Raw genomic sequence first — 23,291 nt, forward strand, 5'->3', positions numbered from 1 at the left:
TTGAACCCTCTCCCTGTGGGAGAGGGTTAGGGTGAGGGCAAAATTACCCGCGCTGACTCAACACGTCGTTCTCGTATGCCCGCACGTTGTCCAGCCACTGGCTGCCCGCCGGGGCGTCGTTACGCTGGCAGTACATCTCCCACACCGCCTGCCACGGCAGGGATTTCTGCTCTTCCAGCAGCGCCAGACGCGCGGTGTAGTTGCCGTTAGCCTCCAGCTGTTTCAGCGCGGCGACAGGCTCCAGCAGCGCGCGCAGCAGGGCTTTCTTCATATTGCGGGTGCCGATAACCCATGCAGCGATGCGGTTTATGGAGGCATCGAAGAAGTCGAGGCCGATGTGTACGCGGTCAAAGAGGTCATGGCGGATGATTTCGCTGGCAATCGCCTGGGTTTCGTCATCCAGCAGCACCACGTGATCGCTGTCCCAGCGCACCGGACGGCTGACGTGCAGCAGCAGGCGCGGCACGTAGAGCATGGCGGCGGAGATTTTGTCGGAGATCACCTCGGTCGGGTGGAAGTGGCCGGCATCCAGACACAGCGCGGTCTGGCGGCTGGTGGCGTAACCCATGTAGAACTCGTTCGAGCCCACGGTGTAGCTCTCGGCGCCAATGCCGAACAGCTTGCTCTCTACGGCGTCGATGTGGTGCGCCGGGTCCAGCTTCTCACTGATGGCCTCATCCAGCGCGGCCAGCAGGCGCTGGCGCGGGGCCAGACGGTCGACGGTGATATCCTTCATGCCGTCCGGGATCCAGATGTTCATCACCGACGGCGTGCCGAGCTGTTCGCCGAAATACGCCGAAACGCGGCGGCTGGCCTTCACGTGGTCGATCCAGAACTGGCGGATGTCGTCGTCCGCGTGGGCGAGGGTAAAACCGTCCGCGCTCAGCGGATGTGAGAAACAGGACGGATTAAAGTCCAGCCCCAGCTGGTTGGCTTTGGCCCACTCCACCCAGTTCTTAAAGTGTTCCGGTTTGATTTCGTTGCGCGCCACCGGCTCGTCGGATTCGAGGTAAATCGCATGCAGGTTCAGGCGTTTTGGCCCCGGGATCAGGCTCAGTGCCAGCTCCAGGTCGGCGCGCAGTTCGGTCGCGTTACGCGCTTTGCCGGGGTAGTTACCGGTGGCCTGAATACCACCCGTCAGCGAACCGCCTGGGTTCTCGAAACCGGCGACGTCATCGCCCTGCCAGCAGTGCATGGATACGGGCAGACGGTCGAGCTGGCGCAGCGCCTCTTCGACATCCACGCCGACGGCGGCGAAACGCTGTTTAGCCAGACCCCAGGCTTGTTCTAATTGAGTTGTCATGCGCAAAGCTCCTTAGTCAGTCGGTTTTGCTGAAACTGCGCCCGAAAGCGAGCAATTTCACGGCAGGGATTGGGGGTGAAGGTGGTCAGGCTGGCGTTAGCCGCCACCACCGAACGGAAGTCGTCAACGCTGGAAAGTTCGTCCAGGGTCATCAGCTGAATGCCGATATTCCCGAGCGTGGAGGCCTCCACGGGACCCGCCACCACGGTGATGCCGCAGGCATCGGCGCAGAGCTGGTTCAGCAGCTGGTTCTGGCAGCCGCCGCCCACGATATGCAGCTGACTGAACGGTTTTCCGCGAAGGCTCGCCAGCTCGCTGAGGATGTCGGCATACAGCAGGGCGAGGCTGTCAAAAATGCAGCGCGCCAGTTCTGAAGGACTCGACGGCACCGGCTGCCCGACCTCGACGCAGGCGGCCTGAATTTCGGCGCTCATGTGTGCCGGGTTGATAAAGCGGTCATCGTTCGGGTTGATCAGGAACGTACAGGCCTTCAGCTTCTTGGTTTCGGCGATAAGCGCGGGTAGGTCGTTAATGTTCTGCTCTTTCAGCACCCGCTGGAGCAGCCACAGCCCCATGATGTTTTTCAGTACGCGGTAGCGGCCTTCGGCACCGCCTTCGTTGGTAATGTTTGCCGCCATCGCGGCATCGCTGGCGTACGGAGTTTTGCTCTCAAAGCCCATCAGCGACCAGGTGCCGGACGAGAGGTAAGCCGCGTCTTTGCTTGCAAGTGGGGACGCTATTACCGCGCTGGCGGTATCGTGGCTGGCGACGGCAACGACAGGGATTGCGTTCCCCTGAGGGCAAATCCAGTGACCGATCACGTTACCCGGGTGGGTTGGTGTGCCGAACCAGGAAGGCGACGCCCCCGTCCAGGCCAGCAGATGTTCATCCCAGCTATCCGAGTTGATGTTGACCAGCTGCGTGGTGGTGGCGTTGGTATATTCCCAGTTCATGTTGCCGGTCAGGCGATAGCTCAGGTAGTCCGGGATCAGCAGAGCATGGGCCACGTCCGCGACCAGCTCCGGCTGTTGCTCGACCAAAGCACGCAGCTGATAAAGTGTGTTAAACGGCAAAAACTGAATGCCGCTGCGCCCGTAGATGTTGTCCTTGCCAAGCTGGGCGATAGCGTGCGCCATCAGGCCGTCGGTGCGGCTGTCGCGATAAGACACCGGCAAGCCGACGCGCTCGCCATGGCTATCAAGCAGAACGTAGTCCACGCCCCATGTATCAATGCCGATGCTGTCGATGCGAATGCCGTCGTTGCAGACGTTGTTCAGTCCGGTACGGATCTCCGCCTCCAGGGCATCAATATCCCAGGTATCAAAACCGTCCTGCTTTTGCAGGCAGTTGGCGAAACGGTGCATTTCGCGAAGTGAAAGCGTGTGCTGCTCACGGTCCCAGCTCGCGAGCATTACGCGGCCGCTGGATGCCCCTAAATCGACAGCTACACAATGGCGAAAAGTCATGGTCGGGTCCTTTCTTAAGTCATTAGCGGTGAGTGTAAAAAAGGGAAGAAAAAGTCACCTTCTCGCCACTGACAGGCCAAATCTCGCGCTGGCAAGAAAGCAAAGGTGAATGTGAGGACGTTCACAGTTTCCAGCAGTGACGGGATGCTCAGGCAGTGTGACGCTGAGCGCATTTCCCGATCTTTCCCCCTGTTTCTTGAATAATGGACAGCTTTTGCAAGGTTTACTGCCAAAAATTGAAGGTGAGTGAGGGAGGCCTTAATTACTATTTTGAGAACATTTTTCATTGGTGGGAGCCGTTATGACCGTACTGCACTGCGTGGATTTTTTTCCTTCAGGAGGTTCGCCTGTCACGATTGAGCCACGGCTTCCTCAGGCAGCGTTTCCGGAGCATCATCATGATTTTCACGAAATTGTGATTGTTGAGCGCGGGACGGGTATTCATGTTTTCAATGGCCAGCCCTATACCATCAGCGGTGGTACGGTTTGCTTCGTGCGCGACCACGACAGGCACCTGTATGAACATACCGACAACCTGTATCTGACGAATGTGCTTTACCGTTCCCCGGACGCGTTCCAGTTTCTTTCGGGGCTGAGCCAGCTGTTGCCCCAGGAGCAAGACGGACACTATCCGTCGCACTGGCGGGTGAATCAGTCCATCCTGCAGCAGGTGCGTCAGCTGGTGAGCCAGATGGAGAAGAGCGAAGACGGGCAGGAGACGCACGCGATTGCCACGCGCGAACTGCTGTTTATGCAGCTTCTGGTGCTGCTGCGCCGCAGCAGCCTGGTGGAAGGGCTGGAAGATAACAACGCGCGCCTGAACCATCTGCTGGCCTGGCTGGAAGATCATTTCGCCGAGGATATCTGCTGGGAAACGCTTGCGGATGATTTTTCACTGTCTCTGCGCACCCTGCATCGCCAGCTTAAACAGCACACCGGGCTGACGCCGCAACGCTACCTTAACCGTCTGCGCCTGATCAAAGCGCGTCATCTTTTACGTCATACCGACGATAGCGTCACGGATATTGCCTATTGCTGCGGTTTTGGCGACAGCAATCACTTTTCAACGCTGTTTCGCCGGGAATTTAACTGGTCTCCGCGCGATATTCGCCAGGGAAAAGACGCGATGCTTCAGTAACGCGAGGGCAGTCACCGTTTTATTTCCGCAAAAAAGCTAATAGTGTCAGGTTATTCGGCGTAGAGGTCGTGGTGTGGCTGCTCAGTTAATTCTTCGCAAAGATGATTTTTTTGCCTCCGCGAGTCAGGCCGTCACGGTGGCCGATCGCTACCCGCAGGACGTCTTTGCCGAACATACCCACGAGTTTTGCGAGCTGGTGCTGGTTTGGCGCGGTAACGGCCTGCACATCCTCAACGACCGTCCCTACCGCATCACGCGCGGAGACCTGTTCTACATTCGCGCGGATGATAAACACTCCTACGCCTCGGTTAACGACCTGGTGCTGCAAAACGTTATTTACTGTCCTGACAGGCTCAAGCTTAACGTGGACTGGGCCGCGAGCATTCCGGGCTTTCTTGATGCTAAGGGTTCTCCGCACTGGCGCTTAAGCAGTAGCGGCATGGCTCAGGTACGGCAGGTTATTTCTCAACTGGAGCAGGAGAGCCAGAAGAACGACCCCGTTGCTAATCAGCTGGTGGAGTTGCTTTTCGCCCAGCTGGTGATGACGTTGAAGCGCCATCGTTACGCTACTGATAACCCCTGCGCCACAACGCAGGAAGCGCTGCTGGATAAGCTCATCACCCGGCTTGCGGGCAGCCTGAATAAAAACTTTGTACTGGAGAAATTCTGCGAGCAGGAACAGTGCAGCGAGCGCGCGTTGCGCCAGCATTTCCGCACTCTGACAGGGATGACGGTGAACCACTATCTGCGCCAGCTGCGCATCTGCCATGCACAATATCTCCTCCAGCATACGGAGTGGATGGTCAGTGATGTGGCGATGCGCTGCGGCTTTGAGGACAGTAACTACTTTTCAGTGGTGTTTAACCGCGAGGTGGGGATGACGCCGATACAGTGGCGTCATCGCAGTCGAAAGGGGGCGTAATCAGTTTGCCATGCCGAGGCCGACGATATTGGCAGCGATAATAATCACCACGCAGCCGAGGCTCAGTACGCCAACCGGACGACGTCCGGCGTTCGTCCACTCTTTCAGCACCAGCCCAACCAGCCCGCCGCAAAGTACGTAGAAACTCATGTGCAGCATCCAGCTTATATAGTCGTATTGCGCCGGAATGCTGGCGTGGCCCCAGGCGTAGAAAAAGAACTGCAAATACCACATCAGGCCGCCCAGAGCGGAGAGCAGCACGTTGGTGATGATGAGCGATGTTGCCAGCGAGAAATCGGTTTTTACCGACAGGTTTTTTACTTTTGCCAGACGAATGAAGCAGAAGCCCAGGTTAACCATCGCGCCGCCACCCATAATCACGACATAGCTTGGTAGCGCAACGTACAGCGGATCGACGCCCAGCGCGGCAGCCGCTTCGTGCATCGGTTTGGCGGCGTTCATCGCGAACGACATGCCGGCCGAGAAAATGCCGCACATCACCGCCAGCAGCAGACCTTTCTTCAGGTTAAAATCTTCAGCTTTAATCCCCAGCTTACGCTCTTTCAACTGCCCCGCGCGAGTCACAATTCCTACGCCAATGACCGCCACCAGCACGCCCAGGAGCGTCATCCGCCCACCCTGAGTATTAATAAGCACGTCGAAGTTGCCGTTGAGAATAGGCGTCATCAGGGTACCGACGATCAGCGTGATGCCAATCGCGATACCAATCCCCATAGACATGCCGAGATAGCGCATGGTGAGGCCATAGTTGATGTTGCCGACGCCCCACATCGCGCCGAACAGGAACACCGGCAGCAGGGTGGCAGCGCTGAATGAGGAGAAGTAGTCCCAGAAATCGGGCAGCAGCATGGCGCTAATGGTCCAGGGCAAAATCAGCCAGGACACGATACCGCCAACGGACCACATAGTTTCCCATGACCAGCCTCTCACTTTTTTAAAAGGAGCATAGAAACAGGCTGCACTGGCAGCGCCTATCAAATGCCAGAAGATACCCATCGTAATCGCATGATTCATTTTTACACCCTCATCGTTTTTATCGTCAGTGGCTTCCCACCGACTTGAGGAGTGTAAAAATTAGGCGGTTTGGGGACCTTCAGAAGGTTGCCGCACATGCGTTCTGGATGGCAATCAGCACGTTAACCACGTGAGCAGACTCACAATATCGCGATTAATCGGAAAATGAATAACCTTATAAAAACTACGGCATTGATAATCATTTTCAATATCATTTAATTAACTATAATGAACCAACTGCTTACGCGGCATTAACAGCTGTGCCGCCCGACAATAATGGAGAGGATTATGAGTTATACACTGCCATCCCTGCCGTATGCCTACGACGCACTGGAACCGCATTTCGACAAGCAGACGATGGAAATCCATCACACTAAACACCACCAGACCTATGTGAACAACGCGAACGCCGCGCTGGAAAGCCTGCCAGAGTTCGCTAACCTGTCTGCTGAAGAGCTGATCACCAAGCTGGACCAGCTGCCAGCGGACAAGAAAACCGTTCTGCGTAACAACGCTGGCGGCCACGCTAACCACAGCCTGTTCTGGAAAGGCCTGAAGACCGGTACCACCCTTCAGGGCGACCTGAAAGCGGCTATCGAGCGCGACTTCGGTTCCGTTGACAACTTCAAAGCGGAATTCGAAAAAGCCGCTGCAACCCGTTTCGGCTCTGGCTGGGCGTGGCTGGTTCTGAAAGGCGACAAGCTGGCGGTAGTGTCTACTGCTAACCAGGACTCCCCGCTGATGGGTGAAGCAATCTCTGGCGCATCCGGCTTCCCAATCCTGGGCCTGGACGTGTGGGAACACGCTTACTACCTGAAATTCCAGAACCGTCGCCCGGACTACATCAAAGCCTTCTGGGACGTGGTGAACTGGGACGAAGCAGCAGCGCGTTTCGCCGCTAAAAAATAAGGTTGCATAGACGCCTGTGAGAAGCGAGTCTTATGACTCGCTTTTTTTGTATCTGCGTAATGGAGGCAGCAATGCATTACCCGGTGAACGTGTTTACAGGCAAGGTAAGGGAGTACGACGGCAGCCGCCCGAGTGCCATCGCCAAAATTCAGGTCGACGGTGAGCTGACGTTAACCGACCTCGGGCTTGCGGGTGACGAGCAGGCCGAAAAGAAAATCCACGGCGGGCCCGATCGCGCGCTGTGCCACTACCCGCGTGAACACTATCAGCACTGGAAAACCGAATTCCCCGAGCAGGCGGATCTCTTCGTCGCCCCCGCGTTTGGCGAGAATCTCTCCACCGAAGGGCTCACCGAAAAGAACGTGTTTATCGGTGATATCTACCGCTGGGGCGATGCCCTGATTCAGGTGACGCAGCCGCGCTCGCCGTGCTTCAAGCTCAACTACCACTTCGGTATTCAGGATATGTCGGCCCAGCTGCAAAAAGCGGGTAAAACCGGCTGGCTGTATCGCGTGGTGCTGGCTGGGAAGGTTTCAGCGGACGCGCCGCTTGAGCTGGCGTCGCGCCTGAGCGATGTGTCTGTTTATGACGCCTGCGCTATTGCCTGGCATATGCCGTTTGACGACGAACAATATCACCGCCTGCTGTCGGCGGCGGGGCTATCGACCAGCTGGACGAGAACGATGCAGAAGCGGCGTTTAAGCAGCAAGATCGAGGATAATTCGCGGAGATTGTGGGGGAAATAGTCCTCCGCAGAAAGTAGGCCGGGTAAGGCGAAGCCGCCACCCGGCACTAACACCTACGAACGCTTATACAACGGTAGCCAAAGCGTTAACCGTAGCCCACCCAGCGGGCTGTCGTCGGCTTTCACCCAGCCGCGGTGCTGCTGCATGGCGGTTTCAACAATCGCCAGACCCAGTCCCGTGCCGCCCGATTCCCGGTCGCGCGCCTCATCGGTACGATAGAACGGACGGAAAATCTGCTCGCGGTCTTCCGGGCTCACGCCTGGGCCGTCATCATCGACAATGACGGTGATCCCGTCTTTATCCACCGAGAACGCCACCTCAATCTTCGTATGCGAGTAGCGAAGAGCGTTACGCACGATGTTCTCCAGCGCGCTTTCCAGCGTGTTGGGGTTACCGTACAGCGGCCACGGGCCCGGCGGGAAGTTGACGGTAAAGGATTTACCCATCTGTTCCGCTTCGAACGCCGCGTTGTCCAGCACCTCGTGCCAGAGGTGATTCGCTTTCACCGTTTCGCTGACCAGCGCGTTTTTCTGCTGATTGCGCGACATGACCAGCAGGTCGTTGATCATGCTGTCCAGGCGGTGCGCTTCTGTTTCAATACGCTCGAGCTCTTTGCTCTCACCGCTGCGGCGGCGCAGCAGCGCGGTGCCAAGCTGCAAGCGCGTAAGCGGGGTACGCAGCTCGTGCGAGATATCCGACAGCAGACGTTGCTGAGCGGTCATCATGCGGTCGAGCGCGCTCACCATCTGGTTAAAACTGGTTCCGGCGGCAAGGAACTCCTGCGGACCTGCTTCCAGTTCAGGGTGCTGTCGCAGGTTACCCTGCGCCACTTCATCGGCGGCATTTTTCAGCTTGCGCGCTGGTTTTGCCAGGCTCCACGCCAGCCATAACAGCAGCGGCGAGCTGACCAGCATGGTGACAATCAGCAGCAGGAGAGGGCGGTCAAACAGCAGGTTGATAAAATCAGACTGGGAGTTGCTCGCTGGACGGATCAGGTAGAGCTGATAATTATCCTCTCCGTCTCTGACGGAGAAAGGCCCCACCATCTCTACGCGGCCATATTTCTTCTTCTGGGGATGATCGGCATTATCCGCCTGGCCAATGAAGTTGCGGATGATCTGCATTTCATTGCGATCGGCCCCAATCACGCGGCCTTCGCTGGTCACCAGCAGCAGGCGTTGTCCGGGCGGCGCCCACTTGTCGATAGCGCGAAACAGCCTGCGCCACCACATTAAATCGTTCGGCGGATCGTTTGCCAGCTCGGCTTCCACGTGCTGCTCGATCATCACGCCCTGACGTTGCTCGCTGTCGAGAAGCTCCGTCATCTGGCGTGAGTCGAGTTTTGGCAACATCAGTACGAGCATTAAAACCAGTGCCAGCGTCAGCCAGAAGATGGCGAAGATGCGGGCGGTTAAGCTTCCTATCATGAAGCAGAAACCATCAGATAACCGCGACCACGCAGGGTTTTAAACCATGGGTGACCGTCTTTACGCTCCGGCAGCTTACGGCGCAGGTTAGAGATGTGCATGTCGATGGCGCGGTCAAACGGGGTGAGGCGTTTGCCCAGCACTTCCTGGCTTAGATGTTCACGCGAAACCACCTGGCCGAGGTGCTGCGCCAGCAGATACAGCAGGGTGAACTCCGTGCCGGTCAGTTCCAGCGTCTGGCCATCAAAGCTTGCTTCCTGACGGCCCGGGTTCAGGCTCAGGGAGTCGACTTCAAGGGTGGGTGAGCTGTTGTCGGTATTTTGCTGCTGCTCGCTCCAGTGGGAACGACGCAGGATAGCGCGAATACGGGCAACCAGTTCACGGTCGTTAAACGGCTTGGGTAAATAGTCATCCGCGCCCAGCTCAAGGCCGAGTACGCGGTCAAGTTCGCTGCCGCGTGCGGTCAGCATGATTACGGGAGTCTGGTGTGTCTGGCGAAGCTCTTTCAACGTATCAATACCGTTTTTCTTCGGCATCATCACGTCAAGCAAAAGTAAATCGATGCTGTCGTCAAGGAGACTCAGCGCCTGCTCGCCATCATGGGCAACCAGGACGTTGAAACCTTCCATGTCGAGCAACTCCTTTAAAAGGGATGTGAGCTCTCGGTCATCATCAACTAACAGGATTTTATTCATTGTTTAAATACCTCCGAGGCAGAAATTACGACATCAAGGCTGTCTAATCCATGACTTTACGTTGTTTTACACCCCCTGACGCATGTTTGCAGCCTGAATCGTAGACTGTCTCTCGTTGAATCGCGACACGAAAGATTTTGGGAGCAAGTGATGCGCAAAGTTACCGCTGCCGTCATGGCCTCAACGCTGGCGTTCAGTGCGTTTAGCCAGGCTGCTGAAGCTATCATCAGCGATAACAGTCCCTTACAAGAGGGCGCAACGCAGAACAGCAGCCAAAGCCATATGTTTGACGGCATAAGTTTAACCGAACATCAGCGTCAACAGATGCGAGATCTGATGCAGAGGGCACGACACGACCAGCCCCCTGTTAATGTTAGCGAAATGGAGACAATGCATCGCCTTGTCACCGCAGAAAATTTTGACGAAAGCGCTGTTCGCGCTCAGGCCGAAAAAATGGCACAGGAACAGGTTGCCCGCCAGGTAGAGTTGGCGAAGGTCCGCAACCAGATGTTCCACCTGCTAACGCCCGAGCAGCAAGCGGTTTTGAATGCCAGACATCAGCAGCGAATGGACCAGCTGCGTGAGGTTGCACGGATGCAGCGAAGCTCAGAAACGACGTTTTTCAGTAGCAATAGCAGTACCCGTAGTAACCAGTAAACCCTGTTTTCCTTGCCATAGACACCATCCCTGTCTTCCCCCACATGATGTGGGGGTTTTTTTTGCCCCGCATCCGCGCTGTTAACCGTTTATTCATCCTTAGACTCCCCATGCTTCCGTTATACTAGCGGCATGACATGACAGGAGCGTTTATGAATCAATCCTATGGAAGACTGGTAAGCCGGGCCGCCATTGCGGCGACCGTCATGGCCTCCAGCCTGTTACTGATTAAAATCTTTGCCTGGTGGTATACCGGCTCGGTCAGTATTCTGGCGGCGCTGGTGGACTCGCTGATGGACATTGCCGCCTCGTTGACCAACCTGCTGGTGGTGCGTTACTCGCTGCAGCCAGCGGATGAAGAGCACACATTTGGGCACGGCAAAGCGGAGTCGCTGGCCGCGCTGGCGCAAAGCATGTTCATTTCCGGCTCTGCGCTGTTCCTGTTTTTAACCGGCATTCAGCATCTCGTTTCGCCGACACCGATGAACGATCCCGGCGTGGGTGTAGTTGTGACGATCGTTGCGCTTATATGCACACTTGTTCTGGTAACGTTCCAGCGCTGGGTTGTTCGCAAAACGCAAAGTCAGGCTGTATGGGCGGATATGCTTCATTATCAATCTGATGTTATGATGAATGGGGCTATTCTTATTGCGCTCGGTCTGGCCTGGTATGGCTGGCATCGCGCCGATGCGTTATTTGCGTTAGGGATTGGTATCTATATTTTATATAGCGCCCTGCGGATGGGGTATGAAGCGGTGCAATCACTGCTTGACCGCGCCCTCCCGGACTCAGAACGTAATGAAATTTTTTCTATCGTGACCTCCTGGCCCGGCGTCAGCGGTGCACACGATCTTCGAACGCGGCAGTCAGGACCGACCCGCTTTATTCAGATTCATATTGAAATGGAAGACAACCTGCCACTGGTTCAGGCTCACGTTATTGCTGAGCAGGTCGAGCAGGCGATTTTGCAGCGTTTTCCTGGTTCAGACGTCATCATTCACCAGGATCCCTGCTCGGTTGTACCCGGTCATGTTGGGCTTTCGTAATTCGTTGTAAAAGAGTGAGCCAGGCCAGCATTTTGTGTATAAATTACCGCCGTTTGGTCTGACCTGAATCAATTCAGCTGGAAGGGATTGATATACTATTTGCAGTATTCGTTGGTCGATAAGTTTCTTCCGGCAACAGATTTCAATTTTGCATTCCTAAGTTCAGAGGTAGTCATGATTAAGAAAATCGGTGTGTTGACAAGCGGCGGTGATGCGCCGGGCATGAACGCGGCAATTCGTGGTGTTGTCCGTGCAGCGCTGACGGAAGGCCTGGAAGTTTTTGGCGTTTATGACGGTTATCTGGGCCTGTATGAAGATCGTATGGTTCAGCTCGACCGTTACAGCGTGTCTGACATGATCAACCGTGGCGGTACTTTCCTCGGTTCCGCGCGCTTCCCGGAATTCCGTGATGAACACGTTCGTGAAGTGGCTATCGAAAACATGAAGAAACGCGGCCTGGACGCCCTGGTGGTTATCGGCGGTGACGGCTCCTACATGGGTGCAAAACGTCTGACCGAAATGGGCTTCCCGTGCATCGGTCTGCCGGGCACCATCGACAACGACATCAAGGGTACTGACTACACTATTGGCTTCTTTACTGCGCTGGGTACCGTTGTTGAAGCGATTGACCGTCTGCGTGACACCTCTTCTTCTCACCAGCGTATCTCTATCGTTGAAGTGATGGGCCGTTACTGCGGCGACCTGACGCTGGCGGCAGCCATTGCGGGCGGTTGCGAATTTATCGTCGTGCCAGAAGTCGAATTTAGTCGTGAAGATCTGGTGGCTGAAATCAAAGCGGGCATCGCGAAGGGTAAAAAACACGCGATCGTGGCTATCACAGAGCACATCTGCGACGTTGACGAGCTGGCGAAGTACATCGAAGCCGAAACCAAACGCGAAACCCGCGCGACCGTACTGGGTCACATCCAGCGCGGCGGCTCCCCAGGCCCTTACGACCGTATTCTGGCGTCCCGTATGGGCGCGTACGCTATCGATCTGCTGCTGCAGGGCCACGGCGGCCGCTGCGTCGGTATTCAGAACGAAAAACTGGTTCACCACGACATCATCGACGCGATTGAAAATATGAAGCGTCCGTTCAAAGGTGACTGGCTGGACTGCGCGAAAAAACTGTACTGATCGGCTCTGTTGCCCGGTGGCGGCAAGGTAAATGCAAAACGGTAATCCTTGGGTTACCGTTTTTTATGGTTGCTCCCTCTCCCGTGGGAGAGGGTTGGAGTGAGGGCATCAGGCCGCTCATCCACTTCTTTTATTCCACTACGTTATAGCCAATCTTTTTTTATTCTTTAATCCTCGATTCGCTTTCTGGCACGCTGCATTCATCAAAACACTACACAAGAGAGCTGGGCGATGAATAAATGGGGCGTGGGTTTAACATTATTGCTGGCATCGACCAGCGTTCTGGCTAAGGATATCCAGTTACTGAACGTGTCATACGACCCGACGCGTGAACTGTACGAGCAATACAACAAAGCGTTTGCGGCACACTGGAAGCAGGAAACCGGCGACAACGTGGTGGTTCGCCAGTCGCATGGCGGCTCCGGCAAGCAGGCGACGTCCGTGATAAACGGTATTGAAGCCGACGTGGTGACCCTGGCGCTGGCCTACGATGTTGACGCGATCGCCGAGCGCGGCCGCATCGACAAAAACTGGATCAAACGCCTGCCGGATAACTCCGCACCCTACACCTCGACCATCGTCTTCCTGGTGCGTAAAGGAAACCCGAAACAAATTAAAGACTGGAACGACCTGATCAAACCGGGTGTTTCTGTAATTACCCCGAACCCGAAAAGCTCCGGCGGCGCTCGCTGGAACTACCTCGGCGCGTGGGGTTATGCACTGCATCACAACAATGGCGACCAGGCCAAAGCGCAGGAATTTGTGAAGGCGCTGTATAAAAACGTTGAGGTGCTGGACTCCGGCGCGCGTGGCGCCACCAACACCTTCGTCGAGCGCGGGATTGGCGACGTGCTGATTGCCTGGGAAAACGAAGCTCTGCTGGCGACCCACGAGCTGGGTAAAGACAAATTCGAGATCGTGACCCCGAGCGAATCGATTCTGGCTGAGCCGACCGTTTCCGTGGTCGATAAAGTGGTTGAGAAGAAAGATACCAAAGCGGTGGCGGAAGCCTACCTGAAGTATCTGTACTCGCCAGAAGGCCAGGAAATTGCGGCGAAAAACTTCTATCGTCCACGCGATGCGGCGGTCGCCAAGAAATACGAAGGGGAGTTCCCTAAACTGAAGCTATTCACTATTGACGATGTGTTCGGCGGCTGGACGAAAGCGCAGAAAGAGCACTTCTCCAACGGCGGTACCTTCGACCAAATTAGCCAGCGCTAACCATTAGCCTGTGACACGGTGACCCGGCGTGAGAAATCCGCCGGGTTTTTTATTTGGTCATCATTTTGCGTTACTCTTTTGCCTCTATTGAAAACAGGGAACGCGTTGTGAAAAAAATTATCTTATTGCTCCTCATTGTCATCGCCCTTGCCGCTGGCGGCGTGTACTGGATGAAGGCGGGTAATCCGAATGCGTTGCGCCATATCGTTCTCGACCAGTGTGTGCCGAATCAGATCCAGAACCGTAACCCGGCACCCTGTGCGCAGGTGAAAACGGATGCAGGCTATGTGGTATTTAAAGATCGTAACGGGCCGCTGCAATACCTGCTGATGCCAACATATCGCATCAACGGTACCGAGAGCCCGCTGCTGACCGACGCTCATACGCCGAACTTTTTCTGGCTGGCGTGGCAGTCGCGCAGCTTTATGACCCTGAAGCGTGGATCCGAGGTGCCTGATAGCGCCATTTCGCTGACGATTAACTCGCCGACTGGCCGCACGCAGAACCATTTTCATATTCATATCTCCTGCCTGCGCCCGGACGTGCGCGAGAAGCTCAACGCGGCACAGGGAGAAATCAGCACCCAGTGGCTGCCTCTTCCGGGGGGGCTGGAAGGACATGAATATCTTGCTCGTCGCGTGACGGAGAATGAACTGGTCCAGCGCAGCCCGTTTATGATGCTGGCGGAAGAGTTGCCGGAAGCGCGCGACCATATGGGGCGTTTCGCGCTGGCAATGGCGCAGCAGTCGGATGGCTCTTTTGTTTTGCTGGCGACCGAGCGTAACCTGCTCACGCTTAACCGCGCGTCTGCGGAGGAACTACAGGATCATCAATGCGCTATCCTGAAGTAACCCCACCATAAATCGCGTTTACTCGGGCTGCCTGTCACCGTAGACTTGCTGAAAAATTCTACAGGAGACAGGTATGTCGCTCTGGTTAACGTATCCTCTGCTGCTGCCCTCACTGATTGTTGGCGTCACCATCGTGCTGTGGGCGACGTCGCTATTGCCGGAATTTATCACCGCGCTGCTGTTCTTCACGGCGGCGATGACCGCCAGAATCGCCCCGCCGGAGGTCATCTTCGGCGGTTTTGCCTCGTCTGCTTTCTGGCTGGTATTCAGCGGCTTTGTGCTTGGCGTGGCGATCCGTAAAACCGGACTGGCGGACAGGGCCGCCCGGGCGCTGTCGGCAAAGCTCACCGACTCCTGGGTGTTGATGGTGGCGAGCGTGGTGCTGCTGAGCTACGCGCTGGCGTTTGTGATGCCGTCGAACATGGGACGTATTGCGCTGCTGATGCCGATTGTCGCGGCGATGGCAAAACGCGCCGGTATCGCCGACGGCTCCCGCGCCTGGTTCGGGCTGGCGCTGGCCGTGGGGTTCGGGACTTTCCAGCTTTCGGCGACGATCCTGCCTGCCAACGTCCCTAATCTGGTGATGAGCGGTGCGGCGGAAGGCTCGTACGGCATCCATCTGAACTATGTCCCGTATCTGCTGCTGCACACGCCGGTGCTCGGTATTCTCAAAGGCCTGATTCTGATTGGCCTCATCTGCTGGCTATTTCCCGGTAGCCCAAAACCGCCGAAGGAACAGGCGCCGTCAGAGCCTATGGGGCGGGATGAAAAGCGTCTTGCCTGGCTGCTGGCGGTGGTGCTGGGGATGTGGGTCACGGAGAGCTGGCACGGCGTTGGGCCGGCGTGGACGGGGCTGGCGGCATCGATCATCGTCATGCTGCCGCGCGTTGGCTTTATCACCGGGGAAGAATTTTCAGCGGGCGTGAACATGCGCACCTGTATTTACGTCGCGGGGATTCTTGGGCTTGCGATCGTGGTGACGCAAACCGGTATCGGAACGGCCGTGGGCGAGGCGTTGCTTCGCATTATGCCGCTGGATGCAGACAGACCGTTCACCAGCTTCCTGGCGTTGACCGGGATCACCACCGCGCTCAACTTCATTATGACCGCCAACGGCGTTCCTGCGCTGTATACCACCCTGGCGCAAAGCTTCTCGGATGCGACCGGCTTCCCGCTGCTGTCGGTGATCATGATTCAGGTGCTCGGCTATTCCACGCCGCTGCTGCCGTATCAGGCGTCGCCGATCGTGGTGGCGATGGGGCTAGGAAAGGTGCCTGCCAGGGCGGGGATGGTGCTCTGTCTGGCGCTGGCGATAGCGACCTATCTGGTGCTGCTGCCGCTGGATTACCTGTGGTTTAGTTTGCTGGGGAAAGTGTAGTTCGGTGCGAGCGGTTTCCCCTCACCCCAACCCTCTCCCAAAGGGAGAGGGAGGAGAAGAGCGGCGGGTAAGCGCAAGCGCCACCCGCCGCAAAGGCAATTACGCCTGTTTAGCCGCTTCTGCTGCCTTAACGATCACCGCGAAAGCGTCAGCTTTCAGGGATGCACCGCCAACCAGCGCGCCATCGATGTCTGGCTGGGTGAACAGCTCAGCAGCGTTGGAGGCGTTTACGGAACCGCCGTACTGAATAATCACTTGCTCAGCGACCTTCGCGTCGGCTTTAGCAATGTGGTCACGAATGAATTTGTGAACCGCCTGAGCCTGCGCAGGGGTTGCAGATTTGCCGGTACCGATCGCCCAGACTGGCTCGTATGCGATTACCGCGCCTTCGAACGCTGCCGCGCCCTGAGTTTTCAGTACTGCGTCGATCTGACGTGCGCACACTTCTTCGGTTTTGCCCGCTTCGTTTTCCGCTTCGGTTTCACCGATGCACAGAACCGGGATTAGACCCTGCTCTTTCAGCACGGCGAATTTCTTCGCGATGAACTCGTCGGATTCTTTGTGATAGGTGCGACGCTCGGAGTGGCCGATGATGATGTATTTTGCGCCGATATCTTTCAGCATTTCAGCGGAGGTTTCACCGGTGAACGCGCCAGACAGGTTAACGTCAACGTTCTGCGCGCCCAGAATGATGTGGCTGCCGTCAGCGGCATGTTTAGCCAGATCCAGGTACATATCCGGCGGAGCGATAGCAACCGCGCAGCCCGTCACGCCAGCCAGCTCTTTACGCAGGTTCGCAACCAGTTCGTTTACCATGTGGCGGCTGCCGTTCAGTTTCCAGTTACCCATCACTAAAGGATGTCGCATTTCAATTCTCCACGCTAAATAAGCGAATTAAGGAATATGGCCACCCTGTCGGGCAGCATGGTCTGTGAATCAGTATAGAGATTTTCCCTCGAAAGGCTTTGCTTTTTGTCATTAATTCGCCCCGCCGAGAGTGTCAGATAGTGCCAGCTTAATCGGTTCAACAGCGAAGGTCAGTCCTTTTTCGCCGTTGTCCGCCACAACATAGCGGATCGCGCCTTCGGTATCGGCGTAGTAACGCTTGTTTTTCCCGGCGGTAAGGAGTTTTTGCAGCTTTTGCTGGCTTTGCTTTTTCGTCAGCGCAGGGGTAAAGGCCTGCAATACCGCGCTCATATACTCCAGCGCTTTCGCCTTAGCGGCTTTCTGCTCTGGCCCCTGTATCGGCAGCCAGGTGATTTGCATGCTTTTGATTTTTAACGTACCGCGCTCCAGCGCCGTGGAAGCATACAAATTCTCATTTATCTTGCTTGCCGCACGGGTCAGTGTGGGGGTATCTCGTGAGCCATCAATAGCGCGAAACTCATCCAGCGGCAGCGTGGGGTTGGTCTGATTGAAGGTTTCACGAAACTGGCTGATGGACTGATCGAACGACGGCGCGCCCGCCAGCAGATAGGGTGCTGTGGTCGGGGCTGTGGTTTCGGCGGCGTGCAGGGGATAACCCGCGCTGAGCAGCGCTAAACACAGGAAAAGAGAACGTGCCGAACTTTTCATCAACATTGCCCCTGGCCGTAAGTGCTCATGATTAAAACGATATCTGGTCGGCTTGTCAAAAGGTCACAACTCCAGGGTAAAATGCGCGCTATACGATAATAAGGAACCTTACATGACCATACAGCAGTGGCTGTTTTCATTCAAAGGGCGTATTGGACGCCGTGATTTCTGGATCTGGATGGTGACGTGGGTTGTCGCCATGCTGCTTTTGTTTTTCGTTGCTTACAACGCCTGGCTGAGCACGCAAACGGCGGCCTTCGCGCTGGTCTGTCTGCTATGGCCAACGGCGGCGGTTGTCGTAAAACGGCTGCACGATCGCGGACGTTCCGGCGCGTGGGCTTTTCTGATTATTCTGGCCTGGATGCTGGTGGCGGGAAACTGGGCGATGCTTCCGTCCATCCTGCCGTGGGTTGTGGGCAGGCTGCTGCCGTCGGTCATCTTCGTGATGATGATTGTCGATCTGGGCGCGTTTATTGGCACCCAGAGCGAAAATAAATACGGTAAAGACACCGTCGAGGTGAAATACCGCTGATCACCAGTAGTGTTCGGCGGTCATATGGCCCGGCCGGCGGCGAAGATGTTTTGTCATCTGCCGGGTATCCTTCAGAAGCTGCTGCGTGTCACGCACCATCTGCGGGTTGCCGCACAGCATGACGTGGCTGGTTTCAGCGTTCAGCGGCAAACCCACCGCGTCTTCCAGGGCTCCACTCTCAATTAGCGCCGGCACGCGGCCGGTAAGCGCTCCTGCTACGGTTTCACGGCTGACCACCGTCTGAATCTTTAACTTCCCGCCGTACTGCTGTTCAAGAGCCTGCATCTGCGGCAAATAGCTCAGGTCCGCGGCGTAGCGCGCAGCGTGCACCAGCACGATGTTTTTAAAGCGCTCCAGATCTTTGCCGTACTGCAAAATAGAGAGATAAGGGCCGATGGCCGTACCGGTTGCCAGCATCCAGAGCGTGTCGCAGTCAGGGATCTCTTCGAGCACAAAGAAGCCTGCCGCTTCACTCACAATTTGCACCTCGTCGCCGGGCTTCAGGGCGGCAAGGCGCGGGCTGAGCTTACCGTCAGGAACGGTGACCAGATAGAACTCGAGATCCGGGTTATCAGGTGCGTTAACGTAAGAATAGGCGCGCTGCACGCGCTCGCCGTCGACGTCCAGCCCCAGCTTCGCAAATTGCCCGGCCTTAAACGGGTGAACGGGAGCATGTACGGTGAGACTAAATAGCGCATCGGTCCAGAACTGTACCTTTGTGACTTTACCTGTTACCCAGTCCGCCATGATCTTCTCCTGTGCTGTTTCTCTGTTCTATCTTCCGTACTTGTGGTGATAATTTCCAGCCCGTCAGGGCCGGAAAGCTCTATCGATCAAACGGTTTTACAGAATGTGCGTCTGCACGTCCGGGTCTTTGCGGTCAAGATAGTGGATAGACTGGATGCGGCGAATGGTGCGTGATTTACCGCGGATCAGCAGGGTTTCAGTGGTGGCCATATTGCCCTTGCGGGTGATGCCGTCCAGCAGATCGCCTTTGGTGATGCCGGTCGCCGAGAAGACAACGTTATCGCTACGCGCCATTTCGTCCAGAGCCAGCACTTTATTGGCCTCGATGCCCATCGCTTCGCAGCGCGCAAGCTCATTTTCCCCGATACGGCGGTTCTCTTCGCTGTCGCCTTTCACCTCATGGCGGGGCAGCAGACGGGCCTGCATATCGCCATCCAGCGCGCGGATCACTGCCGCGGAGACCACACCTTCCGGCGCGCCGCCGATGCCGTACAGCACGTCGACTTCGCTGTCCGGCATGCAGGTCAGGATCGAGGCGGCAACGTCGCCGTCAGGGATAGCAAACACGCGCACGCCGAGCTTTTGCATCTGCGCGATGGTGGCGTCGTGGCGCGGTTTCGCCAGAATGGTGACGGTGAGTTCGCTAAGGGGTTTGCCCAGGGCTTTGGCGATGTTTTGCAGGTTCTCTTCCAGCGGCAGGCTAAGGTCGATTGCGCCTTTCGCGCCTGGACCTACAATCAGCTTTTCCATGTACATGTCCGGCGCGTTCAGGAAGCAGCCCTTATCGCCGACGGCCAGCACCGCTAACGCATTGGCCTGACCCATCGCCGTCATGCGGGTGCCTTCGATCGGGTCGACGGCGATATCCACGGCATCGCCTTTGCCGGTACCGACTTTTTCACCGATGTAGAGCATCGGCGCTTCGTCGATCTCGCCTTCGCCGATCACGATGGTGCCGTCAATGTTGACCTGGTTAAGTACTATGCGCATGGCATGGACGGCAGCGCCGTCTGCGGTATTTTTGTCGCCACGGCCCAGCCATTTATAGCCTGCAAGGGCGGCCGCTTCGGTGACGCGGGAAAACTCGATAGCAAGTTCACGTTTCATGAGGTACTCGTGCAATCAAAAGGAATTGCACGAAGTTTATCACAGAGTGGGGAGGGGTGAGGGGGCCGGTGCGGTTGGAGCCCCTCACCCTAACCCTCTCCCCAAAGGGGCGAGGGGACTTAAAACACCCTCTCCCCTTTGGGGAGAGGGCGGGGTGAGGGGGATTACTCTTCGTGCTCTTCCCACGCCAGGGCGCGTTTCACCGCTTTTTTCCAGCCGCTGTAGCGGAAGTTACGCTCGGTGGTTTCGATGCCCGGGCGGAATTCGCGTTCGATAACCGCTTTTTCCTGCAGTTCGTCCAGGTTCTGCCAGAAGCCTACCGCCAGACCGGCGAGGTACGCCGCGCCCAGCGCCGTCACTTCACGCACTTCAGGGCGCTCAACGCGGGTGCCGAGAATGTCGGACTGGAACTGCATCAGGAAGTTATTCGCTACCGCACCGCCGTCCACGCGCAGGGCGTGCAGACGAATACCGGAGTCAGCCTGCATCGCTTCCAGCACGTCGCGCGTCTGGTAGGCGATGGATTCCAGGGTAGCGCGAATAATGTGGTTAGAGTTCACACCGCGCGTCAGCCCGAAAATTGCGCCGCGTGCATACGGGTCCCAGTACGGTGCGCCCAGACCGGTGAACGCAGGCACCACGTACACGCCGTTGGTGTCTTTCACTTTGGTCGCAAAGTACTCGGAGTCGAACGCATCGCTGATCAGCTTCATTTCGTCGCGCAGCCACTGAATGGATGCACCCGCCATGAACACCGCACCTTCCAGCGCATAGTTCACTTCGCCGCGCGGACCGCAGGCGATGGTGGTCAGCAGGCCGTTTTCTGATTTCACCGCCTTCTCGCCGGTGTTCATCAGCATAAAGCAGCCGGTGCCGTAGGTGTTCTTCGCCATCCCTTCCTTGACGCACAGCTGGCCGAACAGCGCCGCCTGCTGGTCACCGGCGATACCGGCGATAGGAATACGGGTGCCGCCTTTACCGCCGATGTTGGTCTGGCCATATACCTCAGAAGACTTGCGCACTTCAGGCAGCATCGCGCGTGGGATATCCAGCGCATCCAGCATCTTGTCATCCCACTCCAGGGTGTTGATGTTGAACAGCATGGTACGCGAGGCGTTGGTGTAGTCGGTGACGTGAACGCGTCCCTGGGTCATCTTCCAGATAAGCCAGGTATCGACGGTACCGAACAGCAGCTCGCCGCGTTTAGCACGCTCGCGTGAACCTTCTACGTGGTCGAGGATCCATTTCACTTTGGTGCCGGAGAAATACGGGTCAACCACCAGACCGGTAGCGCTGCGCACGTACTCTTCCATACCGTCGCGCTTCAGCTGTTCGCAGATCTCGGATGTACGGCGGCACTGCCAGACGATAGCGTTGTAAATGGGCTTACCGGTTTCACGTTCCCAGACAATCGTCGTTTCACGCTGGTTGGTAATACCAATCGCGGCAATCTCGTCGGAGCTGATATCGGCTTTCGCCAGCACTTCGACCAGCGTGGAGCTTTGTGACGCCCAAATCTCCATTGGGTCGTGTTCTACCCAGCCTGGACGAGGATAAATTTGCTCAAATTCGCGCTGTGACACGCTGACGATGTTCGCGTCATGATCCATTACGACAGCGCGGGAGCTGGTAGTGCCCTGGTCGAGCGCAACGATATATTTTTTTTCGGTCATGGTATGTGTCCCGTAGTCAGATTACAGCGAAGCTTTTTGTTGTGCGGTAGAAGTCGTTTCCTTCTCCTCTTCCACACAGGTGTCGCACGGTAAGTGGCGACCAATTAATTTACGGTAGCTAAACGCACCCAGCGCAGCCCCGACAACCGGCGCAAACAGCGGTACCAGGAAGTAAGGAATGTCTTTGCCACCGGTGAAGGCGACGTCGCCCCAGCCGGCGATAAAGGCGAAGGCTTTTGGTCCGATATCACGTGCTGGGTTCATCGCGAAGCCAGTCAGCGGGCCCATGGATGCGCCAATCACCGCAATCAGCAAACCAATCAGCAGGGGTGCCAGCGGGCCGCGCGGAATGCCGTTTCCGTCGTCGGTCAGCGCCAGGATAACGCCCATCAGAATAGCGGTAATCACCATTTCAACTGCGAAAGCCTGCACAAAATTGATATGCGGGTTAGGGTAGGTTGAGAAGATGCCTGCCAGATCCAGACTTTCGACGCTGCCGCGTACCATATGATGCGTCTGTTCGAAGTCGATGAAAAGATTGTAATAAAGCCCGTAAACTAACGCCGCTGCGCAAAACGCGCCGGCAAACTGAGAAAGAATGAAAGGAACAACTTTGCGTCCGTCGAAGCACGCGAACAGCCACAGTGCGATTGTCACCGCCGGGTTAAGATGTGCACCAGAAACCCCTGCAGTCAGGTAGATGGCCATCGCCACGCCCAGACCCCAGATGATACTGATTTCCCACTGACCAAAACTGGCACCCGCCACTTTCAGTGCAGCGACACAGCCCACTCCGAAGAATATCAACAACCCGGTACCAAGGAACTCGGCAATGCACTGGCCTTTTAAGGTTGATGTCTGACTCATAATCGGAATCCTGAAGAAATTGATGTTTATTGTTAGCATGGCCGCCCGTGACAGCCACGATGCCCTGTAGACATAGTGTTAATTTATCGTTAACGAGCAAAAACGAGAAATATCGAAATCAAAATGTGTGGTCTGTGTCAATAAAATGAGCGTTTTCGCGCCATAAAGCACATTTTTGCATCAGTACAGGAATGTGAGCTGAATCATTTCATTAACGAATCAGTTAACAATTTAGGGGTATATGACGCGAACACACCAGGACCAGACCTAAAAGTGTTGCAAACCGCGATCTGCGCGGTGTGTCGCTGGACACAGAGCGCCGCGCTCCATACAATCGACGGTATATGTCGTGCGCGTTTATGTTAAAGCGTCGCCTTGCAATTCAGGAGAGGTAGCATCATGTCTTTAGAAGTGTTTGAGAAACTGGAATCGAAAGTACAGCAGGCGATTGACACCATCACCCTGCTGCAGATGGAAATTGAAGAGCTGAAAGAAAAGAACAACAGCCTGGCGCAGGAAGTTCAGAACGCTCAGCACGGCCGCGAAGAACTGGAGCGCGAAAACAACCAGCTGCGCGAACAGCAGAACGGCTGGCAGGATCGCCTGCAGGCGCTGCTGGGACGTATGGAAGAAGTCTAATTTCTCTCGGGAAATACAGATGAAATAAGCCGGGTAAGGCGTCGCCGCCACCCGGCTTTTTTATGGTTGTAGCTGACTTCTTACTACTCGATATCCAGCGGATCTTCGGACAGGATAATGCCGGTATTATCGGCGTAGAGATGGTCGCCGGAGAAGAAGGTCACGCCGCCGAAGTTAACGCGCACGTCGCTTTCGCCAGTATTCGGTTCATGACCGATAA

23 protein-coding genes and 1 pseudogene are annotated in these 23,291 nt (G+C 56.2%); 12 read left to right on the plus strand and 12 right to left on the minus strand.

Annotated features, from left to right (window positions below; genetic code table 11):
• Nucleotides 1-43: 43 nt before the first annotated feature.
• Both rhaA and rhaB read right to left on the minus strand, forming a co-directional pair.
• Nucleotides 44-1,303 carry an L-rhamnose isomerase gene (gene rhaA / locus INF68_RS01880; protein ID WP_126787008.1) on the minus strand — a complete coding sequence of 420 codons (1,260 nt, stop codon included), beginning with the start codon at nt 1,301-1,303 and terminating at the stop codon, nt 44-46.
• The gene (gene rhaB, locus INF68_RS01885; protein ID WP_109846436.1) at nt 1,300-2,769 is read right to left on the minus strand and encodes a rhamnulokinase; all 1,470 of its coding nucleotides are present in this window, start codon (nt 2,767-2,769) and stop codon (nt 1,300-1,302) included. The genes rhaA and rhaB overlap by 4 nt, the downstream gene beginning before the upstream one ends.
• Before the next feature lie 301 nt (nt 2,770-3,070).
• Here rhaB and rhaS point away from each other — a divergent pair, with 301 nt between their 5' ends.
• Nucleotides 3,071-3,907 (plus strand): HTH-type transcriptional activator RhaS, encoded by an 837-nt coding sequence (rhaS, locus tag INF68_RS01890; protein WP_193525247.1) that lies wholly within the window; start codon nt 3,071-3,073, stop codon nt 3,905-3,907.
• A 73-nt stretch (nt 3,908-3,980) separates the two neighbouring features.
• A complete protein-coding gene (gene rhaR, locus INF68_RS01895; RefSeq protein WP_126787006.1) occupies nt 3,981-4,829 on the plus strand; it encodes an HTH-type transcriptional activator RhaR in 849 nt (282 codons plus the stop codon).
• Here the strand turns inward: rhaR and rhaT are convergent, their stop codons facing one another.
• Nucleotides 4,830-5,864 carry an L-rhamnose/proton symporter RhaT gene (rhaT, locus tag INF68_RS01900; protein ID WP_109846433.1) on the minus strand — a complete coding sequence of 345 codons (1,035 nt, stop codon included), beginning with the start codon at nt 5,862-5,864 and terminating at the stop codon, nt 4,830-4,832. It abuts the gene before it with no gap.
• A gap of 288 nt (nt 5,865-6,152) precedes the next feature.
• Here rhaT and sodA point away from each other — a divergent pair, with 288 nt between their 5' ends.
• Nucleotides 6,153-6,773 (plus strand): superoxide dismutase [Mn], encoded by a 621-nt coding sequence (gene sodA, locus INF68_RS01905; protein WP_004203668.1) that lies wholly within the window; start codon nt 6,153-6,155, stop codon nt 6,771-6,773.
• A gap of 71 nt (nt 6,774-6,844) precedes the next feature.
• Complete coding sequence (yiiM, locus tag INF68_RS01910) at nt 6,845-7,519, plus strand: 6-hydroxyaminopurine reductase (RefSeq protein ID WP_109846432.1); 675 nt, start codon at nt 6,845-6,847, stop codon at nt 7,517-7,519.
• Nucleotides 7,520-7,572: 53 nt separating this feature from the next.
• On the opposite strand, the gene cpxA is transcribed toward yiiM, so the two are convergent.
• Both cpxA and cpxR read right to left on the minus strand, forming a co-directional pair.
• Complete coding sequence (gene cpxA, locus INF68_RS01915) at nt 7,573-8,946, minus strand: envelope stress sensor histidine kinase CpxA (RefSeq protein ID WP_023309731.1); 1,374 nt, start codon at nt 8,944-8,946, stop codon at nt 7,573-7,575.
• Complete coding sequence (gene cpxR, locus INF68_RS01920) at nt 8,943-9,641, minus strand: envelope stress response regulator transcription factor CpxR (protein ID WP_006179159.1); 699 nt, start codon at nt 9,639-9,641, stop codon at nt 8,943-8,945. Before cpxR ends, cpxA begins: the two co-directional genes overlap by 4 nt.
• A gap of 150 nt (nt 9,642-9,791) precedes the next feature.
• Here cpxR and cpxP point away from each other — a divergent pair, with 150 nt between their 5' ends.
• The 6 genes from cpxP to INF68_RS01950 all read left to right on the plus strand — a co-directional run bounded on the left by cpxP (nt 9,792) and on the right by INF68_RS01950 (nt 15,931).
• Nucleotides 9,792-10,298 (plus strand): cell-envelope stress modulator CpxP, encoded by a 507-nt coding sequence (gene cpxP, locus INF68_RS01925; RefSeq protein ID WP_063439135.1) that lies wholly within the window; start codon nt 9,792-9,794, stop codon nt 10,296-10,298.
• A 152-nt stretch (nt 10,299-10,450) separates the two neighbouring features.
• On the plus strand, nt 10,451-11,344 hold the full coding sequence (gene fieF, locus INF68_RS01930; RefSeq protein WP_193525248.1) for a CDF family cation-efflux transporter FieF: 894 nt from the start codon (nt 10,451-10,453) through the stop codon (nt 11,342-11,344).
• Between the two features lie 174 nt (nt 11,345-11,518).
• Nucleotides 11,519-12,481, plus strand: a complete 963-nt coding sequence (pfkA, locus tag INF68_RS01935; protein WP_023309696.1) for a 6-phosphofructokinase — start codon at nt 11,519-11,521, stop codon at nt 12,479-12,481.
• A 231-nt stretch (nt 12,482-12,712) separates the two neighbouring features.
• Nucleotides 12,713-13,702, plus strand: coding sequence for a sulfate ABC transporter substrate-binding protein (locus INF68_RS01940; protein WP_023309695.1), 990 nt, complete (start codon nt 12,713-12,715; stop codon nt 13,700-13,702).
• Between the two features lie 107 nt (nt 13,703-13,809).
• Nucleotides 13,810-14,553 carry a CDP-diacylglycerol diphosphatase gene (locus INF68_RS01945; RefSeq protein ID WP_063439136.1) on the plus strand — a complete coding sequence of 248 codons (744 nt, stop codon included), beginning with the start codon at nt 13,810-13,812 and terminating at the stop codon, nt 14,551-14,553.
• A gap of 73 nt (nt 14,554-14,626) precedes the next feature.
• Nucleotides 14,627-15,931 (plus strand): SLC13 family permease, encoded by a 1,305-nt coding sequence (locus INF68_RS01950; RefSeq protein WP_109846431.1) that lies wholly within the window; start codon nt 14,627-14,629, stop codon nt 15,929-15,931.
• Nucleotides 15,932-16,030: 99 nt separating this feature from the next.
• Here INF68_RS01950 and tpiA read toward each other — a convergent pair whose 3' ends face one another.
• The gene (gene tpiA / locus INF68_RS01955) at nt 16,031-16,798 is read right to left on the minus strand and encodes a triose-phosphate isomerase (RefSeq protein ID WP_014172206.1); all 768 of its coding nucleotides are present in this window, start codon (nt 16,796-16,798) and stop codon (nt 16,031-16,033) included.
• A gap of 111 nt (nt 16,799-16,909) precedes the next feature.
• Nucleotides 16,910-17,506, minus strand: a complete 597-nt coding sequence (locus INF68_RS01960) for a DUF1454 family protein (protein WP_023309692.1) — start codon at nt 17,504-17,506, stop codon at nt 16,910-16,912.
• Between the two features lie 112 nt (nt 17,507-17,618).
• On the opposite strand from INF68_RS01960, the gene INF68_RS01965 reads away from it, so the two are divergent.
• Nucleotides 17,619-18,038 carry a DUF805 domain-containing protein gene (locus INF68_RS01965; protein ID WP_023293600.1) on the plus strand — a complete coding sequence of 140 codons (420 nt, stop codon included), beginning with the start codon at nt 17,619-17,621 and terminating at the stop codon, nt 18,036-18,038.
• Here INF68_RS01965 and fpr read toward each other — a convergent pair whose 3' ends face one another.
• The 4 genes from fpr to INF68_RS01985 all read right to left on the minus strand — a co-directional run bounded on the left by fpr (nt 18,039) and on the right by INF68_RS01985 (nt 22,432).
• Nucleotides 18,039-18,785: a ferredoxin--NADP(+) reductase gene (gene fpr, locus INF68_RS01970; protein ID WP_029739198.1), complete on the minus strand. Its 747-nt coding sequence runs from the start codon at nt 18,783-18,785 to the stop codon at nt 18,039-18,041.
• A gap of 96 nt (nt 18,786-18,881) precedes the next feature.
• Nucleotides 18,882-19,892: a class II fructose-bisphosphatase gene (glpX, locus tag INF68_RS01975; protein WP_045355537.1), complete on the minus strand. Its 1,011-nt coding sequence runs from the start codon at nt 19,890-19,892 to the stop codon at nt 18,882-18,884.
• A 164-nt stretch (nt 19,893-20,056) separates the two neighbouring features.
• Nucleotides 20,057-21,565, minus strand: coding sequence for a glycerol kinase GlpK (gene glpK / locus INF68_RS01980; RefSeq protein WP_023309688.1), 1,509 nt, complete (start codon nt 21,563-21,565; stop codon nt 20,057-20,059).
• A 21-nt stretch (nt 21,566-21,586) separates the two neighbouring features.
• On the minus strand, nt 21,587-22,432 hold the full coding sequence (locus tag INF68_RS01985) for an MIP/aquaporin family protein (RefSeq protein WP_014885705.1): 846 nt from the start codon (nt 22,430-22,432) through the stop codon (nt 21,587-21,589).
• A gap of 399 nt (nt 22,433-22,831) precedes the next feature.
• Here INF68_RS01985 and zapB point away from each other — a divergent pair, with 399 nt between their 5' ends.
• Nucleotides 22,832-23,071 (plus strand): septal ring assembly protein ZapB, encoded by a 240-nt coding sequence (gene zapB, locus INF68_RS01990; RefSeq protein WP_010436935.1) that lies wholly within the window; start codon nt 22,832-22,834, stop codon nt 23,069-23,071.
• Nucleotides 23,072-23,154: 83 nt separating this feature from the next.
• On the opposite strand, the pseudogene INF68_RS01995 reads toward zapB, so the two are convergent.
• Nucleotides 23,155-23,268 (minus strand): annotated as a pseudogene (locus tag INF68_RS01995) (hypothetical protein); the annotation flags it as partial.
• Between the last annotated feature and the right edge of the window lie 23 nt (nt 23,269-23,291).

The organism is Enterobacter cloacae complex sp. P16RS2 (assembly GCF_014982155.1).
In the GTDB taxonomy this organism is placed as follows: domain Bacteria; phylum Pseudomonadota; class Gammaproteobacteria; order Enterobacterales; family Enterobacteriaceae; genus Enterobacter; species Enterobacter cloacae_M.